16 protein-coding genes and 1 pseudogene are annotated in these 15320 nt (G+C 60.6%); 7 read left to right on the top strand and 10 right to left on the bottom strand.

Annotated features, from left to right (window positions below; genetic code table 11):
• The first annotated feature begins 270 nt into the window (after positions 1-270).
• Positions 271-2454 carry a GAF domain-containing protein gene (locus ACQ4MY_RS13785; protein WP_440095494.1) on the top strand — a complete coding sequence of 728 codons (2184 nt, stop codon included), beginning with the start codon at positions 271-273 and terminating at the stop codon, positions 2452-2454.
• Positions 2455-2466: 12 nt separating this feature from the next.
• On the opposite strand, the gene ACQ4MY_RS13780 is transcribed toward ACQ4MY_RS13785, so the two are convergent.
• Positions 2467-3912 carry a SulP family inorganic anion transporter gene (locus ACQ4MY_RS13780; RefSeq protein ID WP_008086845.1) on the bottom strand — a complete coding sequence of 482 codons (1446 nt, stop codon included), beginning with the start codon at positions 3910-3912 and terminating at the stop codon, positions 2467-2469.
• 159 nt (positions 3913-4071) lie between these two features.
• Between ACQ4MY_RS13780 and ACQ4MY_RS13775 the strand changes: the two genes are divergently transcribed.
• Complete coding sequence (locus ACQ4MY_RS13775; RefSeq protein WP_440095493.1) at positions 4072-4434, top strand: DUF7693 family protein; 363 nt, start codon at positions 4072-4074, stop codon at positions 4432-4434.
• Here ACQ4MY_RS13775 and ACQ4MY_RS13770 read toward each other — a convergent pair.
• A complete protein-coding gene (locus ACQ4MY_RS13770) occupies positions 4372-4830 on the bottom strand; it encodes a GNAT family N-acetyltransferase (RefSeq protein WP_440095491.1) in 459 nt (152 codons plus the stop codon). The genes ACQ4MY_RS13775 and ACQ4MY_RS13770 overlap by 63 nt on opposite strands.
• A 142-nt stretch (positions 4831-4972) precedes the next feature.
• Between ACQ4MY_RS13770 and ACQ4MY_RS13765 the strand changes: the two genes are divergently transcribed.
• Positions 4973-5617 (top strand): TetR/AcrR family transcriptional regulator, encoded by a 645-nt coding sequence (locus ACQ4MY_RS13765; RefSeq protein ID WP_008086848.1) that lies wholly within the window; start codon positions 4973-4975, stop codon positions 5615-5617.
• Positions 5618-5702: 85 nt separating this feature from the next.
• Here the strand turns inward: ACQ4MY_RS13765 and ACQ4MY_RS13760 are convergent, their stop codons facing one another.
• The 3 genes from ACQ4MY_RS13760 to ggt form a co-directional block, all read right to left on the bottom strand.
• The gene (locus ACQ4MY_RS13760) at positions 5703-6713 is read right to left on the bottom strand and encodes a lysozyme inhibitor LprI family protein (RefSeq protein ID WP_440095490.1); all 1011 of its coding nucleotides are present in this window, start codon (positions 6711-6713) and stop codon (positions 5703-5705) included.
• A 160-nt stretch (positions 6714-6873) separates the two neighbouring features.
• Positions 6874-7407: a cysteine hydrolase family protein gene (locus tag ACQ4MY_RS13755; protein WP_440095489.1), complete on the bottom strand. Its 534-nt coding sequence runs from the start codon at positions 7405-7407 to the stop codon at positions 6874-6876.
• Positions 7408-7472: 65 nt separating this feature from the next.
• On the bottom strand, positions 7473-9200 hold the full coding sequence (gene ggt / locus ACQ4MY_RS13750) for a gamma-glutamyltransferase (RefSeq protein WP_008086853.1): 1728 nt from the start codon (positions 9198-9200) through the stop codon (positions 7473-7475).
• A gap of 151 nt (positions 9201-9351) precedes the next feature.
• Between ggt and ACQ4MY_RS13745 the strand changes: the two genes are divergently transcribed.
• On the top strand, positions 9352-9864 hold the full coding sequence (locus tag ACQ4MY_RS13745) for a methylated-DNA--[protein]-cysteine S-methyltransferase (RefSeq protein WP_440095488.1): 513 nt from the start codon (positions 9352-9354) through the stop codon (positions 9862-9864).
• 62 nt (positions 9865-9926) lie between these two features.
• On the opposite strand, the gene ACQ4MY_RS13740 is transcribed toward ACQ4MY_RS13745, so the two are convergent.
• From ACQ4MY_RS13740 to ACQ4MY_RS13725, 4 genes and pseudogenes are all read right to left on the bottom strand, one after another.
• Positions 9927-10517, bottom strand: coding sequence for an NUDIX domain-containing protein (locus ACQ4MY_RS13740; RefSeq protein WP_008086856.1), 591 nt, complete (start codon positions 10515-10517; stop codon positions 9927-9929).
• 153 nt (positions 10518-10670) lie between these two features.
• Positions 10671-11672 (bottom strand): annotated as a pseudogene (locus tag ACQ4MY_RS13735) (chitinase); the annotation flags it as partial.
• 40 nt (positions 11673-11712) lie between these two features.
• Positions 11713-12348, bottom strand: coding sequence for a lytic polysaccharide monooxygenase auxiliary activity family 9 protein (locus ACQ4MY_RS13730; RefSeq protein WP_440095486.1), 636 nt, complete (start codon positions 12346-12348; stop codon positions 11713-11715).
• A 223-nt stretch (positions 12349-12571) separates the two neighbouring features.
• The gene (locus ACQ4MY_RS13725) at positions 12572-13009 is read right to left on the bottom strand and encodes a hemerythrin domain-containing protein (RefSeq protein ID WP_008086859.1); all 438 of its coding nucleotides are present in this window, start codon (positions 13007-13009) and stop codon (positions 12572-12574) included.
• 149 nt (positions 13010-13158) lie between these two features.
• On the opposite strand from ACQ4MY_RS13725, the gene ACQ4MY_RS13720 reads away from it, so the two are divergent.
• Positions 13159-13584: a GNAT family N-acetyltransferase gene (locus tag ACQ4MY_RS13720; protein ID WP_008086860.1), complete on the top strand. Its 426-nt coding sequence runs from the start codon at positions 13159-13161 to the stop codon at positions 13582-13584.
• A gap of 110 nt (positions 13585-13694) precedes the next feature.
• On the opposite strand, the gene ACQ4MY_RS13715 is transcribed toward ACQ4MY_RS13720, so the two are convergent.
• The gene (locus tag ACQ4MY_RS13715; protein ID WP_008086861.1) at positions 13695-14045 is read right to left on the bottom strand and encodes a hypothetical protein; all 351 of its coding nucleotides are present in this window, start codon (positions 14043-14045) and stop codon (positions 13695-13697) included.
• 134 nt (positions 14046-14179) lie between these two features.
• On the opposite strand from ACQ4MY_RS13715, the gene ACQ4MY_RS13710 reads away from it, so the two are divergent.
• Positions 14180-14509, top strand: coding sequence for a DUF6388 family protein (locus tag ACQ4MY_RS13710; protein WP_158835199.1), 330 nt, complete (start codon positions 14180-14182; stop codon positions 14507-14509).
• 25 nt (positions 14510-14534) lie between these two features.
• Positions 14535-15239, top strand: a complete 705-nt coding sequence (locus tag ACQ4MY_RS13705) for a YoaK family protein (RefSeq protein ID WP_158835202.1) — start codon at positions 14535-14537, stop codon at positions 15237-15239.
• Positions 15240-15320: the final 81 nt, after the last annotated feature.

The following is a 15320-nucleotide window of genomic DNA, read 5'->3' as shown; positions in this document are numbered from 1 at the left end:
GCCTGACGCATCGTGCCTGCCTGAAGAAACCCCTGTGGCGAGGGGATTTATCCCCGATGGACTGCGCAGCAGTCCCCCACTTTCAAAGCCAGAACAAGCCCCCCCGAAACACCCCGTCACCGGCAAATCCCCTCACCACGAAATGTTTTGTCCGACGCATCGTGCAATGATGTACAAGGCCCTGCTTCGCCAACAGGCAGGTGCGCTGAACCCGACAGCGCGCACCAGGGTCTTTCATCAGATACTGACGTCAGGAAAGCCACGCCCCCTATGACAGACTGGTTGCAAAATAACAGCGAGATGGCCGAGCTGATTCGACGGCACGACTGGACGAATACCCCGCTCGGCCCGTTGGAGCAATGGCCCGATGTGCTCAAGACCACCGTCTCGCTCAGTCTCGGCTCGCACTTCCCTCAGGCCATCGTCTGGGGGCCTGAGCTGACCACCCTGTTCAACGACGCTTTCATGCCGATCCTCGGCGACAAGCCGCTCGCGTTGGGGCGGCCGTTCAGTCATATCTGGCAAGAAGCCTGGCGCGAAATCAGTCCCATCGCCACGGCGGCATACGCCGGCCAGGCGACTTACATCGAAAATTTTCCGCTGGTCGTCGAACGCGGCAATGGCCCGGAACAGGCCTATTTCACTTTCTGCTACAGCCCGATTCGCGACCCGCAGGGCACGGTCGTCGGCCTGCTCGACACCGTCACCGAAACCACCCAGACGGTGTTTCTCAACCAGCGCCTGGCGGTGCTCGATGCCCTCGGCAACGCCGTCGCCAATGCTACTGAAGCACCAGCGATTCTCGCCGCGAGCACGCGGTTGATGGTCGAGCAATTGCACTTGTCCAACTGCGCGTACGCCGACATGGATGCCGATGAAGACGGCTTCACCATTCGCGGCGACTGGGCCGCGCCGGGCTCGCCGAGCATCGTCGGCCATTACCAGTTGCGCGACTTCGGCGAGAAGGCGGTGACTCTGCTGCGGGCCGGCAAACCGCTGATCATCCACGACAACCGCGCCGAATTGCCACCGCAAGAATCGGCGACATTTCAGGACATCGGCATTACCGCGACCGTTTGTGTGCCGTTGATCAAACAAGGTCGGCTGACCGCTTTGATGGCCATTCACGACAAAGTCGCACGGGCCTGGTCGCCCTTTGAACAGGCGTTGTTGAGCGAAGTGACCGAGCGCTGCTGGGCGCACATCGAACGCGTGCGCGCCGACGCCGATGTGCGTGCGGGCCTGACGGCATTGGCGGAGTTGAACGCCACACTGGAGCAACGTGTCGAGGAGCGCAGCGTGCGCCTCGCTCACGCCGAGTCGGCATTGCGCCAGTCGCAAAAGCTCGAAGCCATCGGCCAGCTCACTGGCGGCGTCGCCCACGACTTCAACAACCTGCTGACCATCATTCGCTCATCGGTGGACTTTTTACGCTTGCCCAACCTGTCGGAAGAACGTCGCCAACGCTACATGCGCGCGATGTCGGACACGGTCGAGCGTGCCGCCAAACTCACCAGTCAGTTGCTCGCCTTCGCCCGGCGCCAGCCGTTGAACCCACAGATTATCGATGCCGGTGAGCGTCTGGCGAACATCGGCGAGATGCTCGAATCCGTCACCGGGGCGCAGATCCATGTCAGCGTCGAACTGCCCGATCAACCCTGCTACATCCACGTCGACCTGAGCCAGTTCGAAACGGCGCTGATCAACATCGCGTTGAATGCCCGTGATGCAATGGAGGGCCAGGGTTTACTCAAACTGCGTCTGCAAGGTGATCTGTCATTGCCAGTGATTCGCGGCCATGCGGGGTCGCAGAGTGCGTTTGTGGCGATCACGCTGACCGACAACGGCTCGGGGATCGACGCGAAAACCCTCGAGCATATTTTCGAGCCGTTCTTCACCACCAAGGCTGTCGGCAAAGGCACCGGCCTGGGACTCTCACAGGTGTTCGGGTTTGCCAAACAGTCGGGCGGCAACGTCGATGTGTCCAGCGTGCCAGGCCAGGGCACGGTCTTCGCCTTGTACCTGCCGCAAGTGGAAAGCGCGGCGGCGCGGGCATCGACCGAACTGGCAGACCCGGGCGAAGCGCCACCGGTGCACGCCAAACGCCGGGTGCTGGTGGTCGAGGACAATCTGGACGTCGGCCGCTTTGCCAATCAGATCCTTCAGGATCTGGGTTACGAAACCGCTTGGGCGACCAACGCCGAGCAAGCCCTGCAACTGGCCGGAACGGACGCGATGGCGTTCGACGCGGTGTTTTCCGATGTGGTCATGCCGGGCATCAGCGGCATTGCGCTGGCCCGGGAGCTGCGCCGCCGACGCGCGGATCTGCCGGTGATCCTCACGTCGGGTTACAGCGAGGAGTTGGCGCGCAGCGGTTACGACGGTTTCGAGTTTCTCGCCAAACCGTATTCGGCCGAGCAGGTCTCGCGCATTCTTGCCAGGACCTGGGGCTGATCGACGCAGGCTTCAGTCGTGGGCGACACCGGCACGCTTGAGCAGTTTCTTGCAGCGTTCCGAGAGATGAAACACCTGCAAGTGCTTGCCAGCCTTGGCGTAGCGCTCACGCAGGGTTTTCAGTGCAGCGATCGCCGAGTAATCGACAAAGCTCAGATGCCGGCAATCGAGAGTCACGTGGGCCGGGTCATTGGCCGGATCGAACTGATTGAGAAACGGCGTGGTCGAGGCGAAAAACAGAGTGCCGTGCAGGCGATAGAGTTTGCTGCCGTCGGCTTCGACATGCTCATCGGCGTACAGCTCGCGCGCCTGCTGCCAGGCGAAGTTCAGCGCCGCAATGATGATGCCGCACAGCACAGCGGTGGCCAGATCGGTGAACACGGTGATGGTGGTCACGGCGATGATCACCAGCACATCGTTGAGCGGCACTTTGTTGATCACCCGCAACGACGCCCAGGCGAAGGTCTGCTGCGACACCACGAACATCACGCCGACCAGCGCCGCCAGCGGAATCCGCTCGATCAGCGGCGACAGGAACAGGATGAACAACAGAATCAGCACGCCCGCGACCACGCCGGACAAGCGCCCGCGCCCGCCGGAGCTGAGGTTGATCACGGTCTGGCCGATCATCGCGCAACCGCCCATGCCGCCGAACGCGCCGGAGACCATGTTGGCTGCGCCAAGCGCCACACATTCGCGGTCCGGGTAGCCACGGGTTTCGGTGATTTCATCGGTGAGGTTCAGCGTCAGCAGCGTTTCCAGCAGACCGACCAGCGCCATCAGGATCGCGTACGGGGCGATGATCCGCAGGGTCTCCAGGTTCCACGGGATATCGGGCAGTGCGAACGTCGGCAGGCCGCCGGCAATGTGCGCCATGTCGCCGAGGGTGCGGGTCGGCAAACCGAACAGGTAGACCAGCAGGCCAACGCCAAGAATCGCCACCAGCGCTGGAGGCACAGCTTTGGTCAGGCGCGGCAGAATGTAGACGATGGCCATGGTCAGCGCCACCAGGCCTGCCATCAGGTACAACGGCGTGCCGCTGAGCCACTCTTCAGCGCTTTTGAAATGCTCCAGCTGCGCCAGCGCAATAATGATCGCCAGGCCGTTGACGAAGCCGAGCATCACCGAGTGCGGCACCATGCGCACCAGTTTGCCCAGGCGCAACAGTCCGAACGCCATCATGATCAGACCGCCGAGCAACACCGTCGCCAGCAGATACTGCACGCCCTGCTGCACCACCAGCGCAACAATCACCACAGCCATCGAACCGGCCGCACCGGAGACCATGCCCGGCCGGCCGCCGAACAGCGCGGTCAGCGTACAAATGATGAACGCGCCATACAGGCCCATCAGCGGATTGAGGTGCGCCACCAGCGCGAACGCAATGCATTCGGGCAACAGGGCAAACGAGGTGGTGAGTCCGGCCAGGACATCGGCGCGCAGACGAATCGGTTTCATGGCATACCTGACTGAGCGGCCGAGGAGCTCGGTCGCCGGTGTTCGGGGGAAAAGAGGGTTGCGGATGTTACGGAATTGTCCGGGATCGGGCCAGTGATCGCTGACACTTGTCGACTCGGGCTTTATGCTGGCGCACCTGTGTATGCGTTGAGTTCGACCATGTCATCTTTTCTAAGCGCGCGCGAAGTGTGCCAGCGCCTGCGCGACGCGACACTGGGCGTATTGCCGTTCAAGGTCTGCGAGCCACCTGCCGCGAGCGGGTTGGTCGCGGTCGAAATCGAGGGTTGGCGCCTGCTGCTGGATTTTGAGGGTGGGCGACTGCATCACTGTGAACAGGCCCGCAGCGGCGACGGGCAGGAGGGCGCGCTGGATACCTGGCAGCGTTACGGCACCGATCCGGTGAGTTTGCTCAGTACCTGGGAACTGGCGCAGATCGAAGGGTTGTTGACGGATTGCCTGTCAGCCCTGACGCAAGTCGAGCAGGTAGGTGTAGTAACCGCTATCGCGCACATACCCGAGTGACTCGTACAAACGCTGTGCAGTGAAGTTTTCGATGGCGGTTTCCAGCACCAGGCCTTTGGCGCCGGTCTGCAAGGCAAAGTCGCGCGCCGTGTTCATCAGCAACCGGCCGACGCCGCGACCACGGGCAGTCGGCGCCGTGAACAAGTCGCTGAGCAGCCAGGTGCGGTGAGCGTCGATGGATGAAAACGTCGGATAAAGCTGCACGAAACCCAGCGCCTCTGCCTCTTCGCCCTCAGCCAGAAAAATCGCCGACTCGTTGCCCGCCATGCGCTCGGCGATGAATGCACGCGATTGCCCGAGGTTGGAGGGCTGCTGGTAAAAGCCCCGATAAGCGTCGAACAACTGCGCAACCGCGTCCAGCTGTGGCGTGTTGGCGCGCACTACCTGAATTGTCATGGCCCTTCCTTGATCGCTCAAATTATCGATCCAGCATAGCGCTGTGCGTCGAGTCTGCTGGCTTCACCGCTATATAGTTTTGTATATTGCGAAACCGAAATCGCCAGAACCTTGCCATGCCGTCCATTTATTCCGTATTTCCATGAGCGCCATAAGAGTCCGCAACGAGCAGTTGATCCTTGCCGCCGCCAGCGAAGAATTCGCCGCCAATGGCTTCGACGCCACCCAGACCCGCGACATCGCCGCCCGCGCCGGGGTGCCCAAGGCGAATCTGTATTACTACTTCCAGACCAAGGAAAACCTCTACAGCAAAGTGCTGCTGGGGTTCGTCGAACCGTTGCTGGAAGCCTCGGCGGTGCTGCGCGAAAGTGACGATCCGCTGATCGGGCTGCGCGCCTACGTCGCGGCGCGAATCCGGATTGCCCGTGAGCATCCGGCGATTGCCAAGGTGTTCAGTGGCGAGTTGCTGCTGGGTGGCCGGCAGTTGCCCGACGAGTGTCGCGACCTGTTGCACGCTGAAGCGCGGCGCAATGTCGAGTGCCTGCGCAGCTGGATCGAGCGTGGTCTGTTGGCACCGGTGGACCCGGAGCATTTGATGCTGTTCATCTGGTCGGCGACGCGCACTTACACCAATATTGGCTGGCAGATGGGCTGCATCACCGGGCGCGCCGAACCGCAGGATGAGGATTATCAGACGGCGGCGGAAACGATTACGCGGATGGTGCTGGAGGGTGTGGTGGTCGCGCCACGGGTTGGGGAGATTCGCGGGGTGTTGTTTGCGACTTGAGTTGTGTGGGGGTTGAGGGCTGCTGTGCAGCCCGTCGGGGATGAATCCCCTCACCACAGGGGTTGTGCAGCCACAGAGGGTTGCGTCAGGGCATGAATTCGATAGGCAGATCGAGGTTGTTTTTCATGCGTTCATGCCAGGCCTGCAAAGCTACAGGCAACCGGGTTTTCCATTTCGGCACGTTGGTGTAATAGCGCAGGCGCGACTTGCCACCCTCGTATGTCACCAGCAGCACCCAGAAGCGCGCGCCGCTGGCACGCATGATGATGCCGGTCCCGCCCAGACCGCGCATCCACATTTCGGTGACCTGACTGTCCGGCACGTCGGATGAAGGTTGCGCGGTCATCAATGACCCCGACGTGCCCACAGCCCTCTGGTAATCGTCTTCAAGCAGCGCGTGCAAGGCCTGGTTTTCGGCGGGCGTGCGCGCCAGGCCCAGGCTGAGCATGTCGTAATCCAGGGTCAACGGCTGCTCCGAAGCGATAAAGCGGCCGGTGTAATACACGCCCATCCCGGCGCTGCAATAGCCGCCAGCGCCCGCGTGCGAAATGTCCAGCACGCCGTTGATCGGCGTGAGCAACAGGGTGCATTCGTCTTCCGCGTAAATCGCTATGCCGTCCTTGAGCGTGGCGACGCCTTCAATATCGCCGGAGTTACCACCCTCACCCGCCTCTATGCTGATGAAAACGTGCGTGGCGTCACGGCGGTGGGTGGTCGCGGTCGCCGACGTTGTCGTGCTGGGCGGAATGAGTTGCCAGGTCGCATCCCAACTGAAGGGCTGCGTGGCATGTTCGAGTTCGGCCAGGCGCATCAGATACTGGCGGCGCAAGCAGGCCGTCAGGTCGCCACAGCCGTTGCGATTTTTCAGCCATTGGCGCTGATCGGTCTTGAGCGCCTTGGGGTCGGGGACGTTGGCGAGCGTCGTGCGCCAACGCTCTGCGAGCTGCTCATCGAGACGCGAAAGATCGGCATCGGCACAAATGGCTTTTTCCACTTTGCTGGCGGCGCTGGCGCAATCGAAACTGGCGGCGTGGACACTGGAGGCAAACGCGAGGGCTGTCAGCGCCAGGGCATGACGAAGGGTCAAGGCGAACATCGATAGATTCCATTCTTCGGACGGCGCGCAGTATGCCAGTGCGGCCACCGAAAATCCTCGCAGGAGCAAAGCTTGCTCGCGAAGGCGGTGCCACTGCCGGCCTTTTGGGTGGCTGGGCGGGCGCTTTCGCCAGCAAGCTTTGCTCCTGAGGGGGTTGTGGTCAGAAGGTGATGGTAGCGGCGGGTTTGACGTCGATGCGGGCGACGGAACCGGTCAGGTGGGCGAGGTCTTTGTTATGTTCGGCGATGATGTCTTCAGCACTCATGTTGCCGTTGTCGACGGTGGAATGCGCGTCGGCGACGAGCACCACGTCGTAACCGAGCTGATGCGCCTGGCGCACGGTGGCGTTGACGCAGTAATCGGTTTGCAGGCCGCAAATTACCAGCCGCTCGAAATCCTCGCTTGGCAGCAGCTTGCGCAAGTCCGTCTGATAAAACGCATCCGCCGTGGTCTTGCGCACGCGCAGGTCTTGGCTGGAGGTTTGCAACGCTTCAGCCAGTTGCCAGCCTTCAGCGCCATGGGCCAACGGGCTGTCGGCTTCTTCGTGCTGGATCAACACGACAGGCACGCCCGCCGCGCGCGCGCGGCGGCTGAGCGGGTTGATGGTATCGATCACACGATGGATGTCATGGCACTGGTATTCGCCCGCGCAGAGCGCGCGTTGAACGTCGATGATCAGTAATGCGGTGGTCATGATGAGCCTTCCTTGATCAATCCTTGAGACAGGTGCGGGCCTGAGCCCGCGCCTTTTTTACGCCCTCAGTATCCCAGTGACAACCCGGTATTGCGCCGTGGATCGTTGGCGCCGTAGAAGCGGTTTTTGCCGACCGGTTTACCGCCCAGCGACGGCGCCCCGACCAGAATCGCAGCGATGTGGTTGGCATCCTGCGGTCCGGCGAACTTGTGCCCCCAGCTCTCGAGGATTTTCTTCGTGTCGGGGCTGGCGGCGAAGTCTTCGAGGTTGGTTTCCTCCGGCATCCACTGCTGGTGGAAACGCGGCGCGTCGACCGCTTCCTGCAGGCCCATGCCGTAGTCGATGACGTTGAGCATGGTCAGCAAAGTCGCGGTGATGATCCGGCTGCCGCCAGGCGTCCCCACTACCATCACCACTTTGCCATCCTTGGTAACGATGGTCGGGCTCATCGACGACAGCGGTGCCTTGCCCGGCGCGATGGCGTTGGCTTCGCCCTGCACCAGGCCGTACATGTTCGGCACGCCGACCTTGGAGGTGAAGTCGTCCATTTCGTCGTTGAGAATCACCCCGGTCTTGCTCGCCATCACGCCCGCGCCGAACCAGTCATTGAGGGTGTAGGTGACCGAAACCGCATTGCCCCACTTGTCGACGATCGAATAGTGCGTGGTGTTGCTGCCTTCATGTGGTGCCGTGCCGGGTTTCAGTTCCGCCGAGACGCCAGCCTTTTGCGGCTGAATCGCGTCGCGCAGCTTGGTCGCGTAGTTCTTGTCGAGCAGGTGCTCGATCGGGTTTTTCACGAAGTCCGGATCGCCGAGGTAGCTGTTGCGATCAACATACGCGTGGCGCATCGCTTCGATCTGGTAGTGCATGCCTTGGGCCGAATGGAAGCCCAGGTCCTTCATCGGATAACCCTCGAGGATATTCATGATCTGGCAGATCACCACACCGCCGGAGCTTGGCGGTGGCGCCGAGACCACGTGGTAACCACGGTAATCACACTCCACCGGGGCCAGTTCACGGGTCTTGTATTTGTCGAGGTCGGCCTGGGTGATGATGCCTTTGTTGGCCTGGCTGGAGGTGACGATAGCGTCGGCGACCCAGCCTTTATAGAAGCCGTCGGCACCTTTTTCGGAAATGGTCCGCAGGGTCTTGCCGAGGTCCTTCTGCACCAGTTTTTGTCCGACCTGCATCGGCTCGCCGTTGTGCAGGAAGATCGAGCCGGAATCGCGCATGTCCTTCTTGAACACGTCGGTGGCGTACTCCAGCAACTCGACGTCGCCCTGCTCCAGTTCGAAGCCGTCTTCAGCCAGCTTGATCGCCGGGGCAATCATGTCCTTGCGCGGTTTGGTGCCGTACTTGCTCAGCGCCAGCTCCATACCGGACACGGTACCCGGCACGCCAACGGCCAGGTGGCCACGGGTGCTGAGGTCAGGAACGACGTTGCCTTCTTTGTCGAGGTACATGTTGGCCGTCGCCGCCAACGGGGCTTTTTCGCGGAAATCGAGGAAGGTCTTGCGCCCATCCGCCAGCTGGATGGTCATGAAACCGCCGCCACCAAGGTTGCCGGCTGCGGGATAAACCACCGCCAGCGCATAACCGACGGCAACCGCCGCATCCACCGCGTTACCGCCGTTTTTCAAAACGTCGACACCGACATGGGTGGCCAGATGTTGTGCGGTGACCACCATGCCGTTTTCGGCGGCGACCGGTGCGACGGAGGCGGCGTGAGCCATCAGACAGCTGAGTGCCAGTGAGGTCGCTATCAGCGATTTGGCCAAAGGTTCGTACTTCATGAGTCGATCTCTTTTTTTGTTTTAGGGTCTGTGCAAAACAGAGGGGAACGCTTCAAGGGCAACAAGCAGTATGGTCGGCTTTGCGGTTTGCGCCTCCCCGATCAGGCAGTATGCTGAGCGCTGTTGCCGTCCTGCACCGGAGCCCGTTGCCATGTCTTACACGTTCATTACCCTGCCCTCGCCGGTCGGCGAACTGAAGCTGGTCGCGAACGGTTCACGACTGGCGGCCATCCTCTGGGAAAACGACAAACCGAACCGGGTGCGCCTCGGCCCGATGAGCGCAGCACCGGACAACCCGATTCTGATCAAAACCGCTCGGCAACTTGAAGAATATTTTGCCGGCACGCGGGATCGCTTCGAACTTGAACTGGACTTTGCCGGCACAGCGTTTCAGCGACAGGTCTGGGCGGCGTTACTGACCATCCCGTTTGGTGAAACGCGCACCTATGGCCAGATCGCCGAGCAGATTGGCAATCCCACGGCCGTGCGGGCAGTGGGCGCCGCGAACGGACGCAATCCGATCTCCATTGTGGCGCCGTGCCATCGGGTGATTGGTGCGTCGGGGAAGCTGACCGGGTTTGCCGGGGGGCTGGAGGCGAAAGAACGGTTGCTGACGCTGGAGGGTGGGCAAGGGCCAGGGACTGGGCGTTTTGAAGGGTTTTAAGATCAAAAGATCGCAGCCTGCGGCAGCTCCTACAGGGGAATTAGTGCAGGCTGCGATCTTTGTTATCGGGAAAACAGGTTATTCATCGCTGCGTACTGCAACAGCATAATGGTCTTGGCGTCGCAGATTTCGCCACGCTGGAACGCTGCCAGCGCCTCATCGAAAGACCACTCCAGCACCTCCAGCTCTTCGGTTTCTTCCTCCAGGCCGCCACCCTCACTGACTTTCGACGCTGCGTCGTACTCGGCAATGAAAAAGTGCAGTTTCTCGGTCACCGAGCCTGGGCTCATGTAAGCCTCGAACACCTTTTTCACGTCGCTGACGCGATAGCCGGTTTCTTCTTCCGCCTCACCACGAATCCGTTGTTCCGGCGCTTCACCTTCAAGCAAGCCCGCCGCCACTTCGATCAACAAACCGTCATGGCCGTTGACGAACACCGGCAGGCGGAATTGCCGGGTCAGCACCACGCTGCGCTTTTCGCGGTTGAACAGCAGAATCGCCGCGCCATTGCCGCGGTCGTAGACTTCCCGGGTCTGGCGCTGCCAATCGCCGTTGTTACGTTGATAGTCAAAGGTGATTTTCTTCAGCAGATACCAGTCGTGGGACAGCACCTGAGTGTCGACAATGTTGACCCGCTCAGCGGTTTTGGACATGACGCCTGATCCTTTTTTCATCACTAGGCCGCCATAGTCGAATAATCGTGCGCACAAAAAAAGCCCGGCAGCGCTACCGGGCTTTTTCACTTGCAGCTAACGTGCGGTGTTCGCCAGCGTTTGATCGTGGTCCTGCCCGAGTGAACGAGCGCCGTGAATCAGCGGCCCATAACGCCGGCTGAATTCCCAGTTGTAAGGCACATGATCCTTGCTCGCGCCGTTATCCCAGTTCACCGACCAGGTCATCAGGCCCTTGATCGGATAACCCTTGATGGCCAGGCGTTTGAGCGCGTTGCCCACCACGGTTTTGTCGATGACGTAACCGGTGGCCGCCGCATCGACGTTGGCCGGCAGACCGATGACAAACTTGTCCGGCGGGATCCTGATGAAACCCCGCGTTCCGGTCACCAGACTTTCAGTCAGGTAATAGAGGAAATCCTCCTTCAGCGCATCATTGTTCTGCGCGATCCACGCGCCTGCGCCGTTGTTGGCCTCCGGCACCCAGACCCCGTCACCGCCCTGGTTATAGAACTGCGGGGCGATGAAATCGTAGTAACCCTCCAGCGCCTGCAAGTAATCGACGTATTTGCCGGCGCTGGTCAGGTACGGAAACTCCGGGGCCATGCTGATGATGAAGTGCTTGCCCTGACCGGCGTAGTGATCCTTGACCAGTTTCAGTGCCGCTGGCAGAACGGTCTTGTTGGCAGCGAAGTCAATCGCGCTCTGTTCAAGATCGATGTCCAGCCCGTCGAAGCCGTAGGTTTCCACCAGACGGATGATTTCATTGGCCAGCGGTTGTTCCTGACCGGCGCGCAGCTCGATGTGCGCATCGGCGCCCCCCAGGGAGATCAGCACCGCCCGCCCCTGACTGTTGAGGACAGCGACCTGCCGGCGGAACTCGGCGTCGGACACGTTGAATGGCTTGAAGGTCGGAATGCCGCTGCCTTTCATGAACGCCACCGCGACCACGTTGTATTCCTTGGGCACCTCTTCCAGCGAGAGGCTCGCGAAGCGGCCCTGACGGTAGCCGTCACTCGGCCCCGCCGGCCAGTTGTGCCAGAAGCCCATCAGAATCTTTTTGCCGGCAATGCTCGGCATCAACGAGGCTGCATCGCTCGTCGGATTCTGCATCAAAGAGAAGTCGATTTTTGACATGTTCTAATCCTTCAGAACGTGTGAATGGGGTGTCGCCGACTTATTTGAAGTCGACGTCGAAGGCCTGATAGAAGGCATTGCCAGTATTGGCAACGATCCACATCAGCACGATGACATGACGGCCCTTTTTGTCGTCCGGCAGTTTCACCGCGTGATTGACCTTGGCCCTCAGCTCATTGGGATAGCTGTAATACGGCACCTGGGTGTAGAAATCCTCGAAGAACGGTTGGGCTTCCAGTTGCGCACGGGTGATGCGTTGTTTCGGGTCCCAGCCGTCCTTGGTGATCAACCAACGATAGCCGCGCGTGGTATGCGGCGCGGTGTATTCCCATTTGATCTCCAGTGCCTGCCCCGGGGTGACATTGAGCAGCGGCCAGGTGAACGGGCGACCGAGCTTCTTGCTCATTTCCTCGTCGGTGAAGTTCACGCAATCGCGGGCATCCGCCTTGCCGCCGCTGAGGATGTAGCCGTCAGCCGGTGGTGCAACGCTGGCCGAGTCGGTCTGATATGGCGCAGGAAACGGACCGGCCACCAGCGCCGGGAAGTTCTTGCCACCTTCCATTTCGTTGACCTGCCAGGCGCCGAGCAATCCTTGCTCGATGGCGACCGCACCGCGGCTCGCCGGGGAGGTCACTCGACCGTGTTTCAGTTGGGTTTGTGCTTGTACTTGATTCATGTTTTTCACTCCGTTGATTTAAGAACTCTCCCTTCCGAGGAGAGGCCTTCAACCTAACGGAGGTGGTTTTTTTGTCCATCGGCGCTTTTGTCGCAGCCAGAGCGGACACCGTTGGCAAAAACCCGAAAACACTGGATATATAAACAGTACATTGTGAGGCATCGCACTCGACGCGTAGCCAAAGGCGTACACGTCGAGACGACGAAAACCTGCAGTCAGCGGTTTACGACAATTGTGCCTGGAACTCTTTTTCGTATTGCCCGGCGAGCTGTTCTTTCTGCTTCTCGTTGAGCAATTTGCCAGCCATCTGGAAGAACTTCTGCTCTTCTTCCTTGAGGTGGTGATGGACTTTGTCCGAGAGCTTCTTCGCGGTCGCGAGCCATGCCGGGCTGGACATCTCGGTCTCGTCGAGTTCTTCCATCATCTCGTCCATTTCATGGTGCTCGGAAATCGCGTGGCGGCTGAGGTCGACACCGTTGTCGAACTCCATCAACGGGATATAGAAATGCCGTTCTTCCGCGGTTTCGTGGGCTTGCAGTTCAGCCTTCAGTTGTTTGTAGGCCTCCACGCGTTCCGGCGTATCGCCACTGGTCTTGATCAGGGCTTTGGCGTAGCTGCGCTGGCGGTCATGGCTTTCGCGAAGGGCTTCGAAAATATTCATGGGATGTCCTCATCAACCGCGTGCTGGAATGACGCTGTAAAGCCTAGACCGCAGCGCGCGAACGGCGGTTCCACCGGTTTTGCGCAGGGGCTTGGAACACGACCGCCGGGCAGGATAGTCTGGCGACTCAGACCACAAGGAAGTCCTGCATGAACCTGCGCATCGAGTTGTCGGCAAACCCCAACGAAGAACAACGCAACGCCATCCTCGCGCCGCTGCGCGCCCACAACATCGCCAAGGCCGGGCCGTCGAAGATGGAGCCACTGGCGCTGTTGGTGCGCGATGAGCACGACGCGATTCTCGGCGGCCTGTATGGCCACACGTTTTATCGCTGGTTGTTCATTGAGTTGCTGGCGGTGCCGGAAGAGGGGCGCGGTCAGGGCATCGGTTCGCAGCTGATGCAAATGGCCGAGGATTTTGCGCGCAAGAACGATTGCGTCGGGATCTGGCTCGACACCTTTTCATTTCAGGCGCCGGAGTTTTACAAGAAGGTCGGGTACAGCGAATGTGGCGAGATTATCGATTATCCGCTGGGGCATAAGCGGCATTTTTTCCAGAAGCGACTTATTGGTTGAATGTCAGGGCCCCTTCGCGAGCAAGCTTTGCTGCTACAAGGATGTGCCGTTCACCCATTCTTGTAGAAGCAAGGCTTGCCCGCGAAGGCGACAGCCGCTTTAACGCCTGATCAGAGGCAGGTGGCCAACGCCGCCAAGCGCCGCTTGGCCACAAAATCATCCTTCTGCGCGTAGTAATTCAGCGTCGTGCCCGAAGCCTCAGTGATGACGTCGACAAACGACTCGGCCGAACGCGTATACACCGTGGTGCCAGCCGGCTTGCGTGGCTCCAGATAGGCTGCGGCGTCAACACCGAACACTGCCTCGTCCTGCCAGCCGAATTGCACGCACTGCGCGACGACTTTCTCCGGTTTGTCCGAAGTCAAAACCTTGTAAGGGGCTTGCGTGCGAGCATCGTTCATCACCGAACCCGCGCAACCGGCCAGCAGCGTTGCCGCCAGCGCTACCATCAGCATTCGCATTGCATTCGCTCATTCAGAAAAAAGCGGACTGTATCACCGCAGCGGCCAGAATCGTTCTGCTTTACTGAATTTATAGCGCGACACGCGCGCACCGCTGCGGCAACCTAAGGTCATCAGCCTCACAAGGAAAACCCATGGCGCCTACCGATCAGCGACATGAACACGCCCTGAAAGTGTTTCTCGATGCACGCCCCGAACTACGCGAAAGCCTCGACCATCTCAATCCCTTGCTGGCCCAGGCCAAAGGCGAAACCCAGGCGCAATATCGCGAAGAACGCCTGCATGAAGCCTTCGAGGCCGAGGCGGAAAACCTCGGGTTGTTTGCCTGGGAGCTGACTTTGCAACTGACCGCCGAGACGCCTGCGGAGTATCAGGCGCAGCGCCGGGAGGTGCACCGTGAGGTCGCAGAGATGGCCGGCATGGACTGGCTGGAATATTGCGACCTGTATGGGATAGAACCTTAACCGCCGCGTAAGGATACCGTCACCGATGCTGCCCTCCGCCTCGACTCACCGCGCCAGCCCCGGCCATCTGCACACGCAAAAATGGCGCGGGCGTGTGGGTCTGGCGCTGGTTGCCAGCCTGTCGGTACTGGCCGGCATGACCGATGCGATCGGTTTTATGGCCAGCGGCGATTTCGTCTCGTTCATGAGCGGCAACACCACCCGGCTGGCGGTGGCGATCAGTGATGGCGATCTCGGGCTGACCTTGCGCCTGGTGATTCTTGTCGCCACTTTTGTGCTGGGTAATGCCTTGGGCGTTGTCGTTGCGCGCTTTGGCGGGCGACGCGCGTTGCCGCTCCTGCTGTGCATCGCCACCCTGCTCTGCGCGGCGGCGGCTTGGCCGTATGACACGCAACTGCCGGCGTTGCTTGCGGCGATTGTCGCCATGGGCATGCTCAACGCGTCGGTCGAGGAAGTGAATGGTTTACCGGTCGGGCTGACCTATGTCACCGGCGCCTTGTCGCGATTCGGCCGTGGCCTCGGCCGATGGCTGCTGGGCGAACGGCGCGGCGGCTGGCGGGTGCAACTGGTGCCATGGAGCGGGATGTTTATCGGCGCGATTCTGGGCGCGGTGCTGGAACACCACTTGGGACTCAAGGCGATGTTTGTCAGCGGTCTGCTGGCCGCGCTGATCGGGCTGCTCTCCCTCAAAATTCCGCGACGCTGGCAACTCGGCTACATGCCCCGCTAACACGAGGCTGCGATCTCTTGATCCTGCCCCGCAAAATCAACATCAAAAGATCGCAGCGTGCCGCAGCTCGTGTTGCCCTGT

Source organism: Pseudomonas sp. SM4 (genome assembly GCF_051913165.1).
Classification (GTDB): Bacteria; Pseudomonadota; Gammaproteobacteria; order Pseudomonadales; family Pseudomonadaceae; genus Aquipseudomonas.
This window is presented reverse-complemented; position numbering and strand designations above follow the sequence as displayed.

Coding starts and splice junctions, on each gene's coding strand:
- ACQ4MY_RS13740 (WP_008086856.1), bottom strand. CDS start 10,517: ATGTCCAAAACCGCTGAGCGGGTCAACATTGTCGACACTCAGGTGCTG.
- ACQ4MY_RS13770 (WP_440095491.1), bottom strand. CDS start 4,830: ATGACAATTCAGGTAGTGCGCGCCAACACGCCACAGCTGGACGCGGTT.
- ACQ4MY_RS13780 (WP_008086845.1), bottom strand. CDS start 3,912: ATGAAACCGATTCGTCTGCGCGCCGATGTCCTGGCCGGACTCACCACC.
- ACQ4MY_RS13760 (WP_440095490.1), bottom strand. CDS start 6,713: ATGTTCGCCTTGACCCTTCGTCATGCCCTGGCGCTGACAGCCCTCGCG.
- ACQ4MY_RS13785 (WP_440095494.1), top strand. CDS start 271: ATGACAGACTGGTTGCAAAATAACAGCGAGATGGCCGAGCTGATTCGA.
- ACQ4MY_RS13715 (WP_008086861.1), bottom strand. CDS start 14,045: ATGCGAATGCTGATGGTAGCGCTGGCGGCAACGCTGCTGGCCGGTTGC.
- ACQ4MY_RS13725 (WP_008086859.1), bottom strand. CDS start 13,009: ATGAATATTTTCGAAGCCCTTCGCGAAAGCCATGACCGCCAGCGCAGC.
- ACQ4MY_RS13765 (WP_008086848.1), top strand. CDS start 4,973: ATGAGCGCCATAAGAGTCCGCAACGAGCAGTTGATCCTTGCCGCCGCC.
- ggt (WP_008086853.1), bottom strand. CDS start 9,200: ATGAAGTACGAACCTTTGGCCAAATCGCTGATAGCGACCTCACTGGCA.
- ACQ4MY_RS13710 (WP_158835199.1), top strand. CDS start 14,180: ATGGCGCCTACCGATCAGCGACATGAACACGCCCTGAAAGTGTTTCTC.
- ACQ4MY_RS13745 (WP_440095488.1), top strand. CDS start 9,352: ATGTCTTACACGTTCATTACCCTGCCCTCGCCGGTCGGCGAACTGAAG.
- ACQ4MY_RS13720 (WP_008086860.1), top strand. CDS start 13,159: ATGAACCTGCGCATCGAGTTGTCGGCAAACCCCAACGAAGAACAACGC.
- ACQ4MY_RS13705 (WP_158835202.1), top strand. CDS start 14,535: ATGCTGCCCTCCGCCTCGACTCACCGCGCCAGCCCCGGCCATCTGCAC.
- ACQ4MY_RS13730 (WP_440095486.1), bottom strand. CDS start 12,348: ATGAATCAAGTACAAGCACAAACCCAACTGAAACACGGTCGAGTGACC.
- ACQ4MY_RS13775 (WP_440095493.1), top strand. CDS start 4,072: ATGTCATCTTTTCTAAGCGCGCGCGAAGTGTGCCAGCGCCTGCGCGAC.
- ACQ4MY_RS13755 (WP_440095489.1), bottom strand. CDS start 7,407: ATGACCACCGCATTACTGATCATCGACGTTCAACGCGCGCTCTGCGCG.